Annotated in this window: 18 protein-coding genes; 8 read left to right on the plus strand and 10 right to left on the minus strand. The window is 50.8% G+C overall.

The genetic code is table 11. From position 1 onward, the window contains the following. Positions 1 to 96 precede the first annotated feature (96 nt). The 4 genes from HMPREF1548_RS23550 to HMPREF1548_RS23565 all read left to right on the plus strand — a co-directional run bounded on the left by HMPREF1548_RS23550 (position 97) and on the right by HMPREF1548_RS23565 (position 5,177). Positions 97 to 1,011 carry an ABC transporter permease gene (locus HMPREF1548_RS23550; protein WP_021639190.1) on the plus strand — a complete coding sequence of 305 codons (915 nt, stop codon included), beginning with the start codon at positions 97 to 99 and terminating at the stop codon, positions 1,009 to 1,011. 11 nt (positions 1,012 to 1,022) lie between these two features. After that, positions 1,023 to 1,946: a carbohydrate ABC transporter permease gene (locus HMPREF1548_RS23555; RefSeq protein ID WP_021639191.1), complete on the plus strand. Its 924-nt coding sequence runs from the start codon at positions 1,023 to 1,025 to the stop codon at positions 1,944 to 1,946. Positions 1,947 to 2,036: 90 nt separating this feature from the next. Then, positions 2,037 to 3,626 (plus strand): extracellular solute-binding protein, encoded by a 1,590-nt coding sequence (locus tag HMPREF1548_RS23560; RefSeq protein WP_035323619.1) that lies wholly within the window; start codon positions 2,037 to 2,039, stop codon positions 3,624 to 3,626. A gap of 99 nt (positions 3,627 to 3,725) precedes the next feature. Further along, on the plus strand, positions 3,726 to 5,177 hold the full coding sequence (locus tag HMPREF1548_RS23565; protein ID WP_021639193.1) for a sulfatase family protein: 1,452 nt from the start codon (positions 3,726 to 3,728) through the stop codon (positions 5,175 to 5,177). A 28-nt stretch (positions 5,178 to 5,205) separates the two neighbouring features. On the opposite strand, the gene HMPREF1548_RS23570 is transcribed toward HMPREF1548_RS23565, so the two are convergent. Further along, the gene (locus HMPREF1548_RS23570; protein WP_198168678.1) at positions 5,206 to 6,015 is read right to left on the minus strand and encodes a helix-turn-helix domain-containing protein; all 810 of its coding nucleotides are present in this window, start codon (positions 6,013 to 6,015) and stop codon (positions 5,206 to 5,208) included. A 139-nt stretch (positions 6,016 to 6,154) separates the two neighbouring features. Between HMPREF1548_RS23570 and HMPREF1548_RS23575 the strand changes: the two genes are divergently transcribed. Further along, a complete protein-coding gene (locus HMPREF1548_RS23575; RefSeq protein WP_021639195.1) occupies positions 6,155 to 7,474 on the plus strand; it encodes an alpha-L-fucosidase in 1,320 nt (439 codons plus the stop codon). 165 nt (positions 7,475 to 7,639) lie between these two features. Here HMPREF1548_RS23575 and HMPREF1548_RS23580 read toward each other — a convergent pair whose 3' ends face one another. From HMPREF1548_RS23580 to HMPREF1548_RS23595, 4 genes are all read right to left on the minus strand, one after another. Then, positions 7,640 to 9,013, minus strand: a complete 1,374-nt coding sequence (locus HMPREF1548_RS23580; protein WP_035323624.1) for an MATE family efflux transporter — start codon at positions 9,011 to 9,013, stop codon at positions 7,640 to 7,642. A gap of 199 nt (positions 9,014 to 9,212) precedes the next feature. Beyond that, positions 9,213 to 10,049 carry a MerR family transcriptional regulator gene (locus HMPREF1548_RS23585; RefSeq protein WP_021639197.1) on the minus strand — a complete coding sequence of 279 codons (837 nt, stop codon included), beginning with the start codon at positions 10,047 to 10,049 and terminating at the stop codon, positions 9,213 to 9,215. Continuing rightward, positions 10,040 to 10,612 (minus strand): chromate transporter, encoded by a 573-nt coding sequence (locus tag HMPREF1548_RS23590; protein ID WP_021639198.1) that lies wholly within the window; start codon positions 10,610 to 10,612, stop codon positions 10,040 to 10,042. The genes HMPREF1548_RS23585 and HMPREF1548_RS23590 overlap by 10 nt, the downstream gene beginning before the upstream one ends. After that, positions 10,609 to 11,178: a chromate transporter gene (locus tag HMPREF1548_RS23595; RefSeq protein ID WP_025489897.1), complete on the minus strand. Its 570-nt coding sequence runs from the start codon at positions 11,176 to 11,178 to the stop codon at positions 10,609 to 10,611. Before HMPREF1548_RS23595 ends, HMPREF1548_RS23590 begins: the two co-directional genes overlap by 4 nt. Before the next feature lie 267 nt (positions 11,179 to 11,445). On the opposite strand from HMPREF1548_RS23595, the gene HMPREF1548_RS23600 reads away from it, so the two are divergent. Continuing rightward, the gene (locus tag HMPREF1548_RS23600) at positions 11,446 to 12,318 is read left to right on the plus strand and encodes a LysR family transcriptional regulator (protein WP_021639200.1); all 873 of its coding nucleotides are present in this window, start codon (positions 11,446 to 11,448) and stop codon (positions 12,316 to 12,318) included. A gap of 206 nt (positions 12,319 to 12,524) precedes the next feature. Continuing rightward, positions 12,525 to 13,649, plus strand: a complete 1,125-nt coding sequence (locus HMPREF1548_RS23605) for an anaerobic sulfatase maturase (RefSeq protein WP_035323625.1) — start codon at positions 12,525 to 12,527, stop codon at positions 13,647 to 13,649. A 5-nt stretch (positions 13,650 to 13,654) separates the two neighbouring features. Here HMPREF1548_RS23605 and HMPREF1548_RS23610 read toward each other — a convergent pair whose 3' ends face one another. From HMPREF1548_RS23610 to HMPREF1548_RS23625, 4 genes are all read right to left on the minus strand, one after another. Next, on the minus strand, positions 13,655 to 14,515 hold the full coding sequence (locus tag HMPREF1548_RS23610; protein ID WP_021639203.1) for an ABC transporter ATP-binding protein: 861 nt from the start codon (positions 14,513 to 14,515) through the stop codon (positions 13,655 to 13,657). An 81-nt stretch (positions 14,516 to 14,596) separates the two neighbouring features. After that, complete coding sequence (locus tag HMPREF1548_RS23615) at positions 14,597 to 16,912, minus strand: FtsX-like permease family protein (RefSeq protein WP_021639204.1); 2,316 nt, start codon at positions 16,910 to 16,912, stop codon at positions 14,597 to 14,599. Further along, entirely contained in the window at positions 16,902 to 18,179 is a 1,278-nt protein-coding gene (locus HMPREF1548_RS23620) for an MFS transporter (protein ID WP_021639205.1), read from the minus strand. Before HMPREF1548_RS23620 ends, HMPREF1548_RS23615 begins: the two co-directional genes overlap by 11 nt. Before the next feature lie 13 nt (positions 18,180 to 18,192). After that, positions 18,193 to 18,849, minus strand: a complete 657-nt coding sequence (locus HMPREF1548_RS23625; RefSeq protein WP_021639206.1) for a TetR/AcrR family transcriptional regulator — start codon at positions 18,847 to 18,849, stop codon at positions 18,193 to 18,195. Positions 18,850 to 19,003: 154 nt separating this feature from the next. Here HMPREF1548_RS23625 and HMPREF1548_RS23630 point away from each other — a divergent pair, with 154 nt between their 5' ends. After that, positions 19,004 to 19,450, plus strand: a complete 447-nt coding sequence (locus HMPREF1548_RS23630) for a DUF3788 domain-containing protein (protein WP_021639207.1) — start codon at positions 19,004 to 19,006, stop codon at positions 19,448 to 19,450. 113 nt (positions 19,451 to 19,563) lie between these two features. On the opposite strand, the gene HMPREF1548_RS23635 is transcribed toward HMPREF1548_RS23630, so the two are convergent. Beyond that, the gene (locus HMPREF1548_RS23635) at positions 19,564 to 19,800 is read right to left on the minus strand and encodes a hypothetical protein (protein WP_035323627.1); all 237 of its coding nucleotides are present in this window, start codon (positions 19,798 to 19,800) and stop codon (positions 19,564 to 19,566) included. Positions 19,801 to 19,913 lie beyond the last annotated feature (113 nt).

Raw genomic sequence — 19,913 nt, forward strand, 5'->3', positions numbered from 1 at the left:
TCCACTCCCCATAAAAAAAGTCGCGTTGTGGCGGGCCTGGGTTTCCTTTAAAATTAAGATATGGAAGGCGAAGTGAAATAAGGAGGCCAGTTGGTAATGAATGTGAATAAGAAGAGCCGATGGTTCTATTTTAAGAAGAATCTGCCATTGACTTTGATGGCGCTGCCCGGGGTGGCACTTATGGTATTATTTAAATATCTTCCTTTATCCGGAATTATCCTGGCATTTAAGAAATATAACATCCGGGACGGGATTTTCGGAAGCGCCTGGAACGGGCTGAAGAATTTTGAGTATCTTTTTAAGACGAAGGATGCCTGGATAATTACAAGAAATACACTGGGTTATAATCTGCTGTTCATTGTGCTGGATCTGGTGCTGGCCGTGACAATGGCGATTGTACTCAATGAACTGCATCAGAAGAAAACGGCGAAGGTATTCCAGACAGTATTTATGGCTCCCTATTTCCTGTCCTGGGTTGTAGTTTCCTTTATCGCTTATTCTTTCCTGAGTGTGGACAACGGGTTTATCAACCGGACCTTCGGGCTGGATGTCACCTGGTATTCCCAGAAATCGGCATGGCCTGTTATCCTGATTGTTTTCCAGATATGGAAGACGCTTGGATACTCCACGGTCATGTATCTGGGTTCTATTGTGGGAATTTCCAATGACTATTATGAAGCGGCGCTGATGGACGGGGCGACAAAATGGCAGCAGATTAAATATATCACGCTGCCCTCTCTGAAAAGTATGATGATTGTTCTGACGATTCTGGCAATCGGCAAGATTTTTTATGCGGATTTCGGTTTGTTCTACCAGCTGCCAAGAAATTCAGGACCCTTATTCCCGGTGACAAATGTTATCGATACCTATGTATACCGTTCCCTGAAGGAAAACGGGAATATCGGAATGGCTGCTGCGGCTAACCTGTACCAGTCTCTTATCGGTTTCGTGCTTGTGCTTTCTTCGAACTTCGTTGTCCGTAAGATTGACAAGGACAGCGCATTATTTTAAGGAGGCCAGATATGTCAAAATCATCGGTTATAAATCATAAAGAAAAAAGAATCAACGCTATCAGCAAAAAGGCCAATGTGATGATGCTTTGCATTCTGTCGGTATTTGCCCTGCTGTGTGTGCTTCCGGTGCTTCTGGTTGTGGTAGTCTCCTTCAGCAGTGAACAGAGTATTTTCCAGAATGGCTACTCTTTTTTCCCTACGCAGCTGAGCCTGAACGCCTATCGCTTTTTCCTGCGTCTGGGGGATCAGATTATCCGTTCTTATGGAATTACCATATTTGTGACGATTGTTGGAACGCTGTTCAGCCTGGCTGTGACCACGATGCTTTCTTATGTGCTCTCCCGCCCGGATTACCGTTATGGTAAAATACTTACGTTTCTGCTGCTTTTCACCATGCTTTTCAACGGGGGGCTGGTTCCCAGCTATATGGTGAACACCCAGCTGCTGGGACTCCGGGATTCGGTGTGGGCGCTGATTTTTCCCATGTCGCTGAATGCCTTTTATGTGATTGTGCTGCGTACATTCTTTAAGAGTATTCCTATGGAAATTATAGAAGCGGCCCATATTGACGGGGCCGGGGAATTCAAAACGTTTCTTCGGGTGGTGCTGCCGCTTTCCAAGCCGGGCATCGCAACCATAGGGCTGTTTACTGTAATCGCTTACTGGAACGACTGGTTCCTGGGTATGCTCTATATTTTTGAAACAAAGAAATACCCTATTCAAACGCTGCTTCAGAGTATGCAGAACAGCCTGGAGGCTCTTACCCAGTCCTCTGCCAATGCCCTGGAATATGCGGAAATGGCAAAGAACGCGCCTACAGACAGCGGACGTATGGCGCTGACGGTGCTGGTGGTTCTTCCGGTAATGCTGGCCTATCCCTTTTTCCAGAAATATTTCGTCAAAGGACTTACTATCGGCGGCGTAAAAGGCTGATACGGCAAAACTATTCTGTTTTATGGAATGCTTCATGCATTTTATAAATAAAGGTACTGCAAAAAACTATGATAAATGGAGGAAATGAGTATGAAAATGAAAAAACTGTTAAGTACAGGTCTTTCCGTTGTTCTGGCTGCCGCTCTTCTGGCTGGCTGTGGCAGCAGCCCTGCGCCTGCGGCATCCAGCGAACCCGCCGGAGAGAAAGCATCTGTTGAAAGCACTGCAACGGATACGGCAGCGGAAACCACGGCGTCAAAGGAGACCTCTTCTGATGAGATCGTCACCCTGAAATGGTATATGTCCATCAATCCGGTGGCTCCTGATACAGATAAGGTCATTGAAAAGCTGAACGAGTATACCAGGGATAAAATCGGAGTGGAAATCGATTATACGGTTATTGCCAATCCGGACTACAAAGAAAAAATGCCCACACTGATCAATTCCGGTGATTATTTCGATATCTGCTTTACTGCGAACTGGACCACGAACTATCTGCAGTTTGCAGCAAAGGATGCCTTCATGGATATCTCCTCCCTCCTTCCGGAATATGCAAAGGAAACTTATGAATTTATCCCGGAATCCCTCTGGCAGGCGGCTTCAGTGGATGGTAAAATCTTCGGGGTGCCTTCCTATAAGGAAATGGGCTGGCAGTCAGGCTTCTTCGTAAATTCCGATATGGCTGACGAATATGGGATTGATTTAAGCACTGTTAAAACCATGGAGGATTATACGGAAGTACTGAAGACCGTTCATGAAAAATCTGCGGCAGCAGGCAAGAACGTAATCGGCGTCAGCGGCCTGAGCTTTAGCCTGACCACTCCTTTTGAAAGTCTGACAGGGGATCCCAAGCTGCCCGGCGCATCTCCCGTAAAGGAATTCGGCAATTTCCAGGGTGAGGATGAAATCTTTAATCAGTATGCAAGCCAGGAATATATGGATTACTGTAAGCTGGTGCGGGGCTGGTATAATGACGGTTATCTTTCCAAAGACCCTGTAAACTACGATACTGACACTGCTAACAGAGACAATGATTTCAAAAACGGCAATCTGTTCTCCTATGTTATCTCCTATGCCCCGGGAGCCGCAGAATCAGAAGCAGCAAAAACCGGACACGGCGTAACCTTTGTTCCGCTGATGAAGCCTTTGTTTGAAACCAGAAATGCCATGGGCGGACTGCTTGCCATCTCTTCCGCTTCCAAATATCCTGAAAAGGCGCTGGAATTCATTAATCTGCTCAATACCGACCAGTATGTGGGAACCTTAATCCGTCACGGAATTGAAGGCGAGCATTATACTGCAGTTGGCGACAATCAGGTTGACAGAACCATGGGCGGAACCCTTGATCCTGCGGATAATGGCTATGATTACACCTACGGCTGGCAGTTCGGCACACCGTTTAACCAGAAATGGGATATCTCCTATCCTGAAAACATTATGGATATGTTCATGGAATATAACGACTCGGCTGTCACTGCTCCTCATAACGGCTTTACCTTTGACAATGCACCTGTGGAATCTGAAATTGCCGCTCTTACGAGCACAGTTGAGGAGTATGCCAAGGCTCTGGAATCCGGTATGGTGGATCCGGAAGAAAATATTCCCAAATTCCTGAAAGCCCTGGAGGATAACGGCACAGAAACACTGTTGCAGGAAATAGCGACACAGCTTGGCAAATAAGCTTTCCATTTTTCAATCATACATGTATGGCAGGCAGGGAGCGGACGCTTCCTGTCTGCTGTTATTTTAAAATATTCCGAAAGAAAGGAACGACAGAAAATGAAACAGGAAAAACCAAACATTCTTTTTATTCTTACGGACGATCAGGGCGCCTGGGCCATGCGCTGCGCAGGAAATACTGACATCCATACGCCCAACCTGGATCGGATAGCTTCACAGGGGTATCGGTTTGAAAACTTCTTCTGCGCTTCCCCGGTCTGCTCTCCTGCCCGGGCCAGCCTGCTGACCGGGAGAATTCCTTCCGCGCACGGCGTACAGGACTGGATCCGCTCCGGCAATCTGGATCGGGACGGCCTGAAGAAGGAAATCAGGGAGGATCCTTATTATCTTTGTGAGGAAAAACCCATCCAATATCTGGAGGGGATGCTGACCTATACGGATGTGCTTAAGGAAAACGGATATACCTGCGCCCTTTCCGGGAAATGGCATCTGGGCGATAGCATGACGCCTCAGCACGGGTTTGATAAATGGTTTACCATCGGCAGAGGCGGCTGTTACTACAATAAGGCGGATATTGTGGAAAATGGTGAAATCAGCTTTGAAAACAGATATATTACCAATGTGATTACTGACAAAGCGCTGTCTTATCTGGAAGAATTCAGGACGCAGGACAATCCCTTCTATCTGAGCGTGCATTACACGGCGCCGCATTCTCCCTGGGAGGAGGATCAGCATCCCGGTGAATACATTGAGATGTACGGGGACTGCGGCTTTACCGCCACGCCGGATTTGCCAGTACATCCCAATCAGATCCCCAGCGCGCCCTCCGGGACGGGAGAAGTGCGAAAATCCCTGCTGCGTGGATATTATGCCGCCATAACGGCTATGGACGCGGATGTGGGACGGCTGCTTGATAAGCTGGAGGCACTGGGAATTGCGGAGGATACCATCGTTATGTTTATGGCGGACAACGGCATGAATATGGGGCATCATGGGATTTGGGGAAAAGGCAACGGCACCTTTCCCTTTAATATGTACGATACGGCTGTAAAGGTTCCGTTCCTCGTCTCCTGGCCCGGCCATTATCCATCAGGGGTAGTCTGCCGCAGAATGTGCAGCCAGTATGATTTCTTCCAGACGCTTTTAGATATGGTTGGCATCAGAAGGCAGCTGCCGGACGGGCTTCCCGGAAGAAGCTTCGCGGATGTTTTTGACGGGAATACGGAGAAAGCGGGCGCTGTGGTGGTCTATGATGAGTACGGACCAACCCGCATGATACGGACGGAGGAATGGAAATATATCTGCCGCAGTCCCTATGGGCCTGACGAGCTGTATCATCTGAGCGAGGATCCGGAAGAAAATAACAACCTGTCAGCCGACCCGGAATATGCCGCTCTTATTAACCGCATGTATATCCAGCTGACACGATGGTTTTATACCTATGCAGATCCGGCAATGGATGCCTCCCGCGAGGGTGTGACCGGCTATGGCCAGCTGTGCAGGCCGGGAATCTATGCGGATCGGAGAAATGTATTTTATAAACAGCCGTAGCCCTGATTTTTCTTGTCATGTAAGTTAATCAGTTTCCCCGCATCTGCCTGCGGTAGGCGCTGGGCGGCATATGCATTTTCCGTTTAAAATACTTGGTAAAATAAAACTGATCCGAAAAATCCAGCTCCTCCGCTATCTGCGCCATGCTTTTATCCTCTTCTATCAACAGGCGGCAGGCCTTCTGAATGACCAGCTGCTCCAGATAAACACCGGGGGACATGCCTGTTTCCGCCCGGAAGCGTTTGGACAGCGTGCTCTCCGATACATGCAGCCTGTCCGCCAGGGAGCGTACATGGTTTCCTGCGCTGACCGGATTCTGGGCCAGGCGGAAAACCTGCTCCACCATACCAGAATATATTTTTGTCTGCGCCTCCTGCAGATCCGCCATCTGGATAAAACGTCCCAGCTCCTCCCACAGAAGTCCCTGAAGGAGAAAGGCGTCCTCCATCCGCTGGGAGCGGTAAAGCGCAAGCACCTTTTCCAGGTCCTCTGCCGGAGCGTCATGTTCATACACGGTGTCGCAGCCATAAAAAAGATCCATGCCGTTTACCTGGGTAATATTCACATGAAAGTAAAGCTGCTCCATGCTGGCGTCGCACCGGTAATTGTATAAAAGGCCTGCCGGGATCAGGTAAACGCAGCCCTCCTTTAACGGGATTTCCCTGCCGCGCAGGGTGAGGATGCCGCCGCCGTGGGAAATGAAGTATAGCCGGGAATAGGGGGAGCAGACATTGACCATATTCCAGGTGGTGTCCACCTGGGCAAGGCCGGAGTCTGCAACCTCCAGCCGGAGTGATTTCCACAGTGCTAAAAACCTGGGATTCGTTAAGTAAATCATGCTGAAAACTCCATATTTTTTCTCTATTTTGACATGTTCCTTTCTGCCCTTTTTCACTACAATAAAGCCATAAAATATCCTGCCGGACAAAAATAAGGCAAAAAAGGATAGCCGTAAATTACGGCGGAACGGAGGAATCATGACAAGCTATGTAACACGCAAAACTCCCGGAGACACCAGCTGGTTCACCCATGACCGGTTCGGCATGTTTATCCATTTCGGGCTTTACGCCATGCCGGCGCGCCACGAATGGGTAAAGACCAATGAAAAAATTTCCGAGGAGCATTACGATCTTTATTTCAAATATTTCAATCCGGATCTGTATGATCCCAGGGATTGGGCAAGACAGGCAAAAGCGGCTGGCATGAAATATGTGGTCATGACCACCAAGCATCACGAAGGCTTCTGTCTCTTTGACAGCCAGTATACGGATTATAAGTCCACCAATACGCCCTGCGGAAAGGATCTCATTAAGGAGTATGTGGACGCATTCCGTGCAGAAGGGCTGCGCGTGGGCTTCTATTACTCTCTCATTGACTGGCATCATCCGGATTTCCCAATCGACGTCCTTCATCCCCGCAGGGACGATGCGGATGCTTTCGAGCAAAGCCAGGGCCGCGATATGCATAAGTACGCCGAATACATGAGAAACCAGGTGACGGAGCTGCTGACCAATTACGGCAAGATCGATATTCTCTGGTTTGACTTCTCTTACGACGGCAGGGACGGCGAGGGCGCACAGTCCTGGATGAAGGGCAAGGGGAAAAACGACTGGGAGGCTGACAAGCTGATTGCCACCGCCCGTTCTCTGCAGCCTGACATCATTATTGACAACCGTACGGACATAGAGCAGGATCTCTGGACTCCTGAACAGTATCAGCCTGTGAAATGGGTAACCCATCAGGAAACCGGGGAACTGGTTACCTGGGAGGCCTGCCAGACCTTTTCCGGATCCTGGGGATACTACCGTGACGAGCAGACCTGGAAATCCCCGGAAATGCTCATTCGGATGCTTGTAAATACCGTCTCCTGCGGCGGAAACCTGCTGATGAATGTAGGCCCTACCTCAAGAGGATATCTGGACTACCGCGCTGAGGAGGCGCTGAAGGTTTACGCGGACTGGATGAAATACAACAGCCGTTCCATTTATGGCTGCACCATGGCTGAGCCGGAGTTCACCGCTCCTGCCGACTGCCGTTATACCCAGAGCGTGGACGGAAGCCGTCTGTACCTGCATATGTTCGCATATCCCTTCGCCCATCTCCGTCTGCCCGGTCTTGCCGGCAAGGTAAAATATGCCCAGTTCCTGCATGACGGAAGCGAAGTCCTCTATACGGAAGGAACAATTGACCATTTCTCCGCCAAGGACGAAAATGGTGACGCCGGGGATCTGATTCTGTATCTTCCTCCGGTAAAGCCGCATACCCTGGTTCCGGTAATCGAATTGATTCTGGAGTAAATTGGGCGGGCGGCAGTCGTTATTGCCAATGCTAATTATAGTGTAAAAAAAGCGCCATTGCAATGTGTTTCCGCAATGGCGCTTTTTGAATGAAGGGCGAGGTATGTAGGGCGAGGGAGGGAAAGAAAGGGCAGGGAAAATATAGGGTGGGTAAATTTTCTTTTATTAATGAGTGGATTGGGACATGGCTCTTTTTTCATGGCGGTAGCTGTGGATGAGGTATAAGGAGGTGTAGGCGGCCATGAAAAATGAGACTGCGGGGGCTATGGAGCCGATTCGGGTGAGGTTGTCGGGGGTGTGGGTGGATACGAGGTATATGAGGGGGATGCGGAGGATCAGGGCGCCGAAGCAGCTGCTTATCATGGTGAATATGGTCTGGGAGCGGCCGTTGAGGTAGCCGTTTATGCAGAAAACAAGGGTGACTGCCAGGTAATCGTAGCTGCAGGCGGTGAAAAAGGGGATGCCGGTTTTTATGATGGCGGGGTCCTGGGAGAAGACGGCTATCATAGTCTGGGGGGACAGTTGTGCCCAGAGCCAGAACAGGGAGGAGGCTGCGAGGGCAAAGGTGAGGCCGGCGAGGAGGCTTTTTCGTGCGCGTTCGGGTTTCCCTGCGCCGTAATTCTGGGCGGTAATGGCGGTCAGGGCGTTGGCTATGGAGGTGGCGGGGAGCATGGCGAATACGTCGTATTTGCTTGCTACTCCTACGGCGGAGGCTGCGTAGATTCCAAGGCGGTTGGTGATGCTGGTGAGGTAGAGGAAGGATAGTCTGACCATGCATTCCTGTAGGGATATGGGGATTCCTACTGTTGCGAGTTCTTTTGCTTTTTTCCAGTCAATGCGGAGGTTTTGGAGGCGGAAGGTGAAGATAAAGCGTCTGTGGTTGAGGTATAGGATGGCGGCGATCATGCTTACGGCCTGGGAGCCGATGGTTGCCAGTGCCACTCCTGCTACGCCGAGGCCGGCTCCTTTTACGAGGGCAAAGTCACCGATGATGTTGAGGGCGCAGGATAAGGCAATGAAGAGCATGGGTCTGCGGGAGTCGCCATAGCCTCGGAGGATGGCGCTGATGGCATTGTAGCCGCAGATGAAAAAGATGCCACAGAAGCAGATTTTTACGTAGGTACGGGCCAGGTCAAAGGAGGGGGCCGGTGTTTTGAGCAGCTTCAGGATGGGGTCGGCGGCCAGGAGCATGGCGGCTGTGAGGATAAGTGCGGCTGCGGCAAAGATGGTGAGGGTGGTGCCGATTGTTTTCTTAATGTCCTCTTCTGCCTGCATGCCGGTGTATTTTCCCACCAGGATGGTGCTTCCCAGGGTGAGGCCGGTAATCATGCTGGTGATGATCTGTGTGACCTGGGTGCCTGTTGATACCGCTGCTACGCTTTCCGGGGAGCAGTATCTGCCAATGACGAACAGATCGACGGCGCCGTATAGCGCCTGGATGAGGTTCGCTGCGATGAAGGGGAGGGAGAACGTGAATAGTATGCGCAATACATTCCCTTTGGTCAGATTGTTTTCTGTTATTGTTTTTTCTTTTTGCATTTTCTGGCTCCTGATTGTTTGGTTGGTTATAGATTGTGATTTATGATGTCTTTGGTGGGTAAATATTTGCTTTAATTTTTGTAGTTTAATGTGAAACAGGAATCTTTGGCAGGAAAACTTTCCTATGAGATAAAATAAACCCTCCAGTTGCTGGAGGGTCAATTACTTTTTTATAAATCAGGTTTTTGGGAAGGATGGGTTAAAGATGGCGGGCTTTTGCGCGGACAGGGAGCTGCAGCTCTGTTACGTATTTTTCGGTGTCGTCCGTGAAACCGGAATCGATCCATGTAATTTCCACGGAGTCGCCGCAGCATTCCAGGCCGAGTGTGTCCATATGGGCAAGGAGTTTTTTGTAGTATATGGCGGAGTCCTGATGGGTACCGGCATACCATATGGTGAGGAAATCTCCTTCGGGAAGCCAGGCTGTCTCTCCTTTATAGTTGTCCTCCTCTTCTATCAGGACAAAAATGGCGGAAAAACGGTCGAATTGTCCTGCCAGCAGATTTTCCCGGCGGATGGAGACGCCCACCTTTCCCAGGAACATGGCCGGGGGAAGCTGGCTGGTGCGTTCCAGCTCCCGGATGGGGTATTCCAGGTTTTCTCCCTGGCGTATTTCTTTTTTGAGGACGGCGGCGGGACGGGCGGGCAGGTGCCTTGCGTGGATTTGGTCCAGTTGGGCGTGCATGGCGTAGTCCAGCTGCTCCAGCCGGGTGGTCAGCTTGCGTTCTATGGCCTGCAGACGGGCAAGCTGGGCTCTCGTTTCCTGAAGCTGTTCTTCCAGGATCTGCTCCATAACAAGCGTATCCCTGTTTTCAAAAAAGGCTTTGATTTTATCCAGTGGCATGTTCAGATTACGCAGGTATTTGATGGTGTTCATGCGTTCAAACTGTCTTGCAGAATAGTAACGGTAGCCGGTTTTGGGGTCTACAACCTCCGGCTTGAGAAGCCCGATATCATCATAATAACGCAGGGTACGGATATTGGTACGGAACAGTCCGCCCATTTCACCTATGGTAAAGAGGTTTTTTATATCCATTTCATCACCAGTGTACAAACTGTTTCAAAAACGCCGCACAAAACCATGACCAGGATGGGATCCATTTTCTTTTTGCGCAGCAGGATTACTGCAATGATAAACCATATGATTGCACGGATGGAAACGTTGTCTGTCCGAAATTCCACGGCGCCGTTTGTGAAGACTGCGGAAATCAGGATCGTCACGCCGGCTATGGCAATCAGGGAAACGACTGCGGGGCGAAGGGAGCCAAGAATGCCCTGGAGCAGGCTCATCTTCCGGTATTTCATATAAATATAGGCAAGGGCCGTTACGAAAATACAGGACGGCAGGATGCAGCCGAGGGTGGCAACGAGCGCACCTAAAGGCCCGGCTATCTGGATGCCGACGAAGGTGGCTGAGTTCACGGCAATCGGGCCGGGGGTCATCTGGGAGATCGTAATCAGGTCTGTAAATTCCTGCATGGTAAGCCAGCCGTGGAGATCCACCACTTGGCTTTGAATCAGGGGCATGGCGGCATAGCCTCCGCCGAAGCTGAAGGCCCCGATTTGGAGGAAGCTTAAGAATAACTGTAAATAAATCATGCCTTCGCCCCCTTTCTTTCGCGCAGGAGCGTACGCACAGCGCCGATGATGGCGGCCGCAATGATGATCAGCACCACGTTGATGTCGAAAAGATAGCTGATGAGGAAGCTGGCCGCCATAATTGCGATATTCAGCCAGTCTTTTTCCTTTACCACATTGCTGCCCATATCAAAAACAACGGAAGCAATGACCGCAGCCACGCCGGACTGCATACCCTTGAGCATAGTTCCCACAATCAGGTTGGAACGGAAGGCGTCATAAAAAAAGGATATGGCGGAGAGGATAATCATGGGCGGCAGAATCGCTCCCAGAATGGAAAGCAGCACGCCCGGAAGCCCTGCCAGCTTGTAGCCGACCACGATTGCGCCGTTTACTGCAATTGCGCCCGGCGACGACTGTGCGATTGCCACCAGATCCAGCATTTCCTCTTCATCAATCCAGTGAAGCTCGTCAACAAACTTGTTTTTCATCAGTGTGACAATGACATACCCTCCGCCAAAGGTGAAGGTACTTAAGTACAGGGTTGAAAAAAACAGTTTTTTCAGCACCTTGCTTTTCTTTTCCATGATAGCGCCCCTTTGTTCTTTTATTGTTATTTTTAAGGCCGGATTTGTGTTGCCGTTCCTTTGGCAACCGGATTCCCATCCGACAGATTGAGTATACACCCCCTTGCTATATAAGTAAAATAGTATTATATTATATATTACATAATGAATTTGTTATGAATTAACTTTACCCGGGCCTTTACCCGGCCAGGGAAAGCCGGAAGGAATTCATGGGACGGGGGCAAAGGCAGCGCCTGACACAGGGAAGCACAGATAGGGGGTACGGATATGACTTTACGGCATCTGCGGATTTTTGTAGCAGTATATCAGGAACGGAGCATTACCAGGGCGGCGGACCGGCTGCATCTGGCCCAGCCCTCCGTAAGCCTTGCCATCAAGGAGCTTGAGGATAATTACAGCATCCGGCTCTTTGAGCGGTATTCCAGGCGGATCTATATTACGGAGCAGGGGGAACAGCTGTATAATTATGCGCTTCATATCATATCCCTGTTCGATGAAATGGAAGAAAAAATTCCGGCCTGGAAGCAGGCGGGCACGCTCTGGATTGGTTCCAGCGTAACCATCGGCAATTTCCTTCTGCCCACCCTGATCCAGAAATTCCAGGAGGAAGCCCCTGCCGTCCGTCCGCAGGTTACCATCAATAATTCGGGTTTCATTGAAGAGGCGGTTTTGAATAATCAGCTGGATTTTGCCCTGGTGGAAGGCTGCTCACAGAATCCGCAGCTGATATGCGAGTCCTTTATGGAGGATCGGATCTGTTTTATATGTGCGCCGGATCACCCGCTGCTTCAGAAAAAGAAGGTATCCCTGAGGGATATCTCCGCCTGCCCTTTTGTACTCAGGGAAAAAGGCAGCGCCGGCCGGGAGGCTGCGGAGGATCTGTTAAAATACAGCCAGCTGCCCATGACAATTTTGTGGGAAAGCGTGAGCACCCAATCCCTGGTGCGCGCGGTGAGCCGGAATATCGGTATCTCCGCCCTCCCCTGCCTGCTGGCTGAGGATGCGCTGGCCCAGGGCATTGTGGCGCAGATTCCTTTCGACGCCCCTGCGCTCCACAGAAGCTTTTCCATTATCTATCACCAGAATAAATATCTGACGGAAAATGCGCTGCGCTTCATGGAAATGTGCCGCCGTTTTTAAACGGCCTGTACGGAAAACAATACCCGGCCGCATCGCCGGACCAGGAACAGGCAGCCGGAGCGATGCGGCGGAAAACAGATGTCCGTGCCGGAATGGAATGTACCATTGCGGAAGCTGCGTTTTTGTATTATGCTGGACTATATTGTTACAAAAGGTAAATGGCAATAATTACGACAAAAGATACTTTGAGAGGAGCTTACTTTATTATGGCAAAACAGCCTGCTATCACGCTGCTGATCAAACCGGCATCCGGCAGCTGCAATCTCCGCTGCCGCTACTGCTTTTATGCGGATGAGATGAATATCCGGAGTGAACGTACCTACGGAATGATGTCCTTAGAGACACTGGATACGCTGGTGGAAAAAACCCTGAATCAGGTACCCCACATGGCCACCTTCGCCTTTCAGGGCGGGGAACCTACGCTGGCCGGCCTGGATTTTTACCGTTCCTTAATTGAAATTGAGAAAAAACATAACCACAGAGGGATTGAAATACATAACAGCCTGCAGACCAACGGCATCGTCATTGATGAGGAATGGGCGCAGTTTTTGCATGACAATCAGTTCCTGGTGGGCCTGTCCCTGGACGGGTATCAGGAGCTTCATGATGAAAACCGAAAATTTCCCGACGGCACAGGCAGCTTTGGGCGTGTGATGGAAACCGCGCGGCTGTTCCAGAAATATCAGGTGGAATTTAATATCCTCACGGTGGTCACCGCGCAGTCCGCCCGCCGTATCAGGCGCACCTATCAGTTCTTTGAGAGCCAGGGATTTACCTATCAGCAGTACATTCCCTGCATTGATCCCTTTGAGGAGAATAAAGGGAGCCTCTCCTATTCCCTGACACCGGATCGCTATGGGAAGTTCCTGAAGGATCTTTTTGATTACTGGTATCAGGACTGGAAGGAAGGCCATCCGGTCTATAACCGTACCTTTGAAAACTGGATCGGGATGCTGCATAATTATCCGCCGGAATCCTGCAATATGATGGGAATCTGTTCCGAGCAGTGGGTGGTGGAGGCGGACGGCAGCGTTTATCCCTGCGATTTTTATGTGCTGGATGAATGGAAGCTGGGGAATATCCGCACCGCATCCTTTGAAGAGATGAATGAAAAGCGGGAGGAACTGGACTTTGTCAGCCTCTCCCGCCATGTGCCGGACAAATGCCGGGACTGCCGCTGGTATCCGCTCTGCCGTAACGGCTGCAGACGCGACCGCGCGCTTCTGCCCGATGGAAGGACGCCGGGGCTTAACAGCTACTGCGCAAGCTACCAGGATTTCTTTTCTTATGCATATCCGAGAATGCTGGAAATGGCCAGGAGCATCAGATAGGCATTTCAGATGCCAAGAACGCGCATTTTTTCCAGGATGCAGTCGATTCTGTACTGAAAGCGGAGAGTTCCTGTGTCCGAGGCTGTCTTTGCTGCAACGGATACTTTTGAGGATGCATTCGTTATATCGTTTAATTTTGCGGATGTTTTTGCTATATCAGATACATTTGCGGATGCCTCCGGAAAGCGCAGCTCTCCTGCTGTCCTGCCGTCGGCCAGGAATAGGATGCGGCCGGCCCTGGCGGCGATTTTCGGATCATGGGTTACCATCATCACGGCCGTGCCCTGCGCATTGATTTCCGAGAAAATGTCCATAATTTCCTCAGCTGCCGAGGAGTTCAGCGCTCCGGTGGGCTCATCGGCAAAAATAATTTCCGGATCGCCCATCAATGCGCGGCAGATTCCGGCGCGCTGGAGCTGGCCGCCGGAGGTCTGGGTAATGCTTCTTTTGGCAAGGGGCAGGATGCCGGTGCGTTCCATGAGAGCCTTTGCCTTTTCTTCCGCCTCTGCGCCATTTCTTCCATGAGACCGCAGAGACGGGAAAATAATATTGTCAAGGAGATTCAGGTTTTTCAGTAACGCGGGCTGCTGGAAAACAAAGCCCATCCTGGTTCTGCGTAAATCGGCCAGCTCCTCTTCCCGGCAGGCGGCCAGGTCCCTTCCGCAGAAGGAAACGGTGCCTCCGTCAATGGCATCCATGCCGCTCAGGGTATACAGGAGTGTGGATTTCCCCGAACCGGAAGGCCCCATTACTGAAAGGAATTCCCCCTTTGCAACGGATACGTCCACTTCATCCAGTACCTTTCTTTTTTCACTGCCCTCTCCGAAAAATTTCACGAGTTTTCTGCCGCATATAATTTCTTTCATTAATCTGTAATTCCTTTCCCGGCTGAAGCCGGTTTGCTATGGGCTTTATGCAGCTGCCGCCGGCGTGTGCCTGCAGCCGTCTTATTCTTTTATAGTTTCCGATATTTTAATGTTTCTCACATCATGTGCCGCCGCTGCTGTTGTTCCGGCTGCCAGAAGAGCCATCAGCAGGAGGCAGGCGGTATAGGCCGGGCCGGGATTCCCAAGAAACCGGAAGGACGCGGCGCCGAAGGCGGAAAAAGCAAAAGAGGCCAGCCCTTCTCCTGCGGTATTTGTAAACAGGATTCCCAAAAGGATGCCTGCCGCCAGAAGGACGGCGGAACGTGCCATATACTGGATGCTTAAGTCACGGTTTGTAAAACCGCAGGCTTTCATGACCGCATTGGAATACCTGTCTTTTGCCGCCAGCAGCTTGACAAACAGTAAGGTAATAAAGGCCGTTACCATCAGGGCGGCCGCAGCGGCTGCAAAAGCGGCGAGCTTTACGGAATGAAGGGTCGGGCCATAGGTTTTGTTAATGTAGCTGCGGATATCTGTCACCTTGGCAAAGGGGAAATAACGCGAATACGCTTCCGTTTTTTCTTCCACAAGGCTGTGGTCGTCCAGTTCGGCATAAATGATGCTCCACATCATGGTTGCAGAGGACGGGAAGGCGGCCTTCGCCGTTTTTCCTCCGTTGGTTATGTCTGAATATATGCCGCAAATGGTAAGCTGTCTTTCACCTTCCTCCGTCAGGATGGTTATGGTATCGCCGATGCCTTTTTCCAGCTCTTTACTGTTTAGGGCGGAAAGGGCAAGCTCATCTTCTTTTGCGGGGGCAAAGCCTTCTGTATAGGCGACCGGAAAACTGCTGTGGTCACCCAGTTCAATTTTCAGCTGCTCCAGGGCGCCATCCTCCTTCCGGATGGAAAAAGAACCGGTGTTGAGCACCGTAAAGCTTGAAATGTCCGAATCCTGTGCCAGGACCTGGGCTGCTTCGGCTGTTTTTTCTGAAATCCGGTCTGTCTGCTGGATATCGATGCGCAAATCGCAGCTGCCGATTCCCATATAAGCTGCAAAGCCCTCCGAAGACAGGGTTTCATACAGCTTTTGCGGGAAAATGATGATAAAGGAAGCAAAGATCAGTATGGCAAGGTAGGCTGCATATATCTTTTTCCGGGACAGGATATCGTGAAGTCCATAAGAAATATTGGCTCCAGGCAGGCGGCGCCTGCACAGCCGCAATTTCCCTGCGATACCGTTTTGCTCCTGAGGCGCGCCGAATCGGAGCGCCCCGGAGGCGGATATCTTTCCGAAGCGTTTGAGAATATTCCGGACAAAGAGCAGGATAACGCAAAATAAAAGGAGGGCGGCCAGGAAACCGAGGAGTATGGAAAAGGTCTTTTTACCGCTCTCCCCCATTACCAGCTTTATATTTGCAAGGAGTATATCCCGGCAGGGAAAGGAAAGAAGAAAGCCTGCCATGCAGCCCAATGCGGCTAAAAGGGCATATTTAGCCAGATAAATGCGCCGTATGCAGGAAAGGCGGAGGCCAAGGGCCTTCATTACGCCGATTTCCCGGTAATCCTCTTCTATTTCGGCAAGCAGCGCGAAGCGGATGCATAAAAGAGCGATCAGCACGGCTGCGGCGCTAACGAGCAGGATTACGGCGATCATGATGCCGTCAGAAAGCGCGTTTATCATACGAAACAGCGGGTAGGTGATGACAGGACCGTTGGCGGGAAGGCCGGAGGCCGTATAGGCCGCGGCAAAGCTGCCCAGCGCATTCATGTCCTTCAGCCGGAACTCAATGAGGTATTCCACGTTCCCGCATCCTTCCAGCCGTTCATAATCGGCATTGCTGACCAGAAAGCGTTTGGAGGAGGCCAGCATGGAATTCATCTGGGAATCCCGGAGAAAGCCGGCAATTACAAACGGCTCGCCGCAGATCTCAGCCCGATCGCCCACGCTGGCAGTATGATCCTGCAGGTAGCATACGGGTACATACAGCTGTCCGTCCTCCGGTTGTATTATGTTCCCTTCCAAATCTAAAAGATAGTCAAAGCTTCCGCTCTGCACGGACAGGCCATTGTCCTGGGTACTGTCCGTAAGAAGCTCATCTCCCAGGCGGATAGCGCCGCCCTCCAGATTCAGGAACCGGAGCACCTGGAATTTATCCACGTCACTGTTGTTAGAGGCAAAGGCGCTGAGCTGTTCAATATCAATATCTCCCGAATGCATCTGGAGAAAATGGGGTGTTTCCGCCCGGGCCATCAGCGCATTTATGGCATCTGAGAGATTGACGGCCAGGGCCGCCGCCAGAGAAGCAAGCAGAGAGGCGCAGGCAATAAAGAGCACCAGCGTAAGGGTGACAAGCTTATTTCGTTTCAAATCATTTTGTAGCATTTTATTCTGCATGGCAGGCTTCCTTTTCCGTTATTTTTTCAAGGGACCGGATCGCTTTGATATGGTAGAGAAGAAAAGCTGTGGCTGCCAGCAGGATTCCTGAGGCAGTGATGAGTTTGGCGGCCCCTCTTCCCACGCTGACATCCATTATCCTGGCGGCGGCATCTGCCAGGACACCTGCCAGCGCATAAGCGGCCACATAGCCAACCTGTGAAAGCACGCCAATCAGTCCCCAGGCCCTTCCCTGGCAGGTGTTGTCAATATTGGTACGGAGCAGATAATCCAAAGCGGTGTTGGCAAAGGGAAGCATGGCAAAAAAGAAAAAGCCGGAGGCACACATCAGCGGTATGCTCTCCTTCAGGCCAAATACTGCCATAAAAAAACCGGCGCCTGCCAGGGATAGGGAGAGAATTTTCACATATCCTTTTCTCAGGGAGACCATACCGATGATGATGCTGGATACCAGCATTCCCAGGGCGCAGATCGTTTCCGCTGTGCCCAGCGTGGCGCTGTCAGAAAAGGCAAGCACCATAGGGGTGAATAAGGTCTGCAGGAAACCGAGAAAAAAAGTGATCACTGAAGAAAGAAGGACAAGCAGCAGAACACCGCTGCGCTGCGAAACTGCCCGCCAGCCGGTTTTCAGTTCCCTGAAGAAAGCCTCTTCCCGATTCTTCCTGACGGAAGCCGCAGCGCCTCCTGCCAGAAGCATGCCGCGCACGGCAAGCGTGGTAAAAACGGTCAGGAAAAAGGTGCAGATATCAATAACAAGGAGCAGACTGATATCCGACAGCGTGAGAAGGAAACCGGCCAGGATGGGTGATACCAGGTATTTGGCGGATCCTGCGATTCCAATCAGCCCGCTGGCTTTGGTATATTGCTCCGGAGTGAGCAGATCCGTCACAGTCGCTTTGTAGGCCGGATCCATCAGCGCCGAAAACAGAGAGCTGATGGTGACGCCCACACAAATCTGCCATACCTGTGCCCCGCCCCGGAGGACGCAGATAAGTATAAAGATAAGGCCGACGGCGGACAACCCATCACCCAGAAGCATCAGAAGCCTTCTGTCATACCTGTCTGCCAGGACGCCTGCCGGCACGCTCAGGAGAAGCCCGGGCAGAAACGCAAGGAGCGTCACCAGGGCCATGGCCGAGGCCTGCCCGGTCTGTTCAAATACATAGACACCGAGTCCGAAGGAGGTCAGCCCGCTTCCCACGGCCGAAATAAATTCTCCCGACCATAAAAGAAGGAAGTTGTAAAAATTTTTGTTTGGGTTCCGCATTTATCTCTCCTTTTTATTCATCGGTATCCGAAGCGGGAACCGGGTTCCTGTCAAACATCCGCAGCATGCAGGAAGCAAGCCTGCCGTTTTCTGTGCCAAGCAGCCGTTCCATATTGAAGATAAATGCCCGGATGCGCTGCGAACGCTCCTCCTCCGACATATCCATGGCATCATCAAAAAAGGTGGTGGCGTAAGCCATAGTCATTTCCATGCATTCGGCAGGATAGGGGGTGGAAAAAAGGCCTTCCCTGATACCCTCTTCAATAAGGCCGGTCAGTACAGGCGTCAGCCGCGTCAGGGTGAGCTGCTGTGTTTTCTGGTGCATCAGGGCATTCTGCGGCTTATGCATCTGCTCCACAAGGGCCTTACCGCCGTTTTGGCTGACATTCATGGCCAGCACCACGCGGATCAGGCGTTCCGTTACCGGAAGGCTGCCGTCTTTTGCAGCAGCGGCAGCGGCTGAATACATCTGTTCCTCATACCGCTGTATCAGGGCGTCCAGGATATCCTCCTTGGATTTAAAATGATAATACAGTGTACCTCTTGCGATACCCACCTTTTCCAGGATATCATTCGTGCTGGTTCCGTCAAAGCCTTTCCGGCCGAAGAGTTCATCCGCCGCATCCAGGATTTCATTTCTGCGTTCTTCTGCTTCCTTTACAATTCTCATTTAATAATTCCTCTCCAAAATAGTAGACCGACTGTCTGTCGGTTACAGGATAGCATATATGGATGCCAAAGTAAACAGCAAAGTGAAATTTCGTGGTAAATTGTTCCCATACATGATAAAATGATGTATCCGGGCGAAAATAAGGAGGAAATAAATGTACGAAAGAATGTTGAATAAGAAGGCGGAGCCCTCCATGCCTGAGTTGGTCGCCCACTGCGGCATCTGCGGAGATATGTTTGCTGATATCAATGGTTATCTCACGAAGGAATTCGAAACGGAAACCGAGATTCGCTTTCCTTACGGCAATCATTACGGCTGGAGTGTGAAGCACAAAAAGAAAAGCAGGCTTATCTGTGATATATTCGCTGAAGCCGATGCATTTACCGTAATGCTTCGCCTGACGGATAAGCAGTTCGCTGCTGTTTATGACGGGTTATTGGATGAGACAAAAGAAGTGGTCGACAACAGATATCCCTGCGGAGAAGGCGGCTGGATACATTACCGGGTGACGGACAGGGAACAGCTGGAGGATGCAAAACTGCTGCTTCGTGTTAAGCTGGGATGCCTTGCATCAGGCGCTCAGAGGCGCGGACGGAAGTGATATTCCTATCGGGCCGCCTGTTCAGGTTTTAGGCGGCAAAAAAAGCGGCGTTCCTTTTTCCCTTAAGTGGGAACAGGTGAATGCCGCTTTTGCTTTAAAATAGCCGTCCGTTCTTACCTTCTCCAGTATCTGTCCTGCTTAATCCGGGTTTCATAGGTGACCGCATCCACTTCCATATCCATATTGGACGGGCCTTTTTCTTCCGGAAGCCGCATATTTTTCTTTGCCTTTCTCTCCGGCCGTTTGCCGCTTATCTGCCGCTCATAATCCCATTTCCGCAGGAAATGACCTGCTGTCGGGACAAGGATTATAAGTGCAAAAATCAGTAACAGACATTGCAGTGCCGACATAACCGTCCCTCCCTTTTTCCGTTTCCTTTTCTGATATCCTGTCTCTATCCTATCATTCCGGACGGAAAGGTACAACGGCTATGCCCTGAAATGTCACTTTTTGTCTGTAAAAA

The sequence above is a fragment of the Clostridium sp. KLE 1755 genome (assembly GCF_000466465.2).
In the GTDB taxonomy this organism is placed as follows: domain Bacteria; phylum Bacillota; class Clostridia; order Lachnospirales; family Lachnospiraceae; genus Eisenbergiella; species Eisenbergiella porci.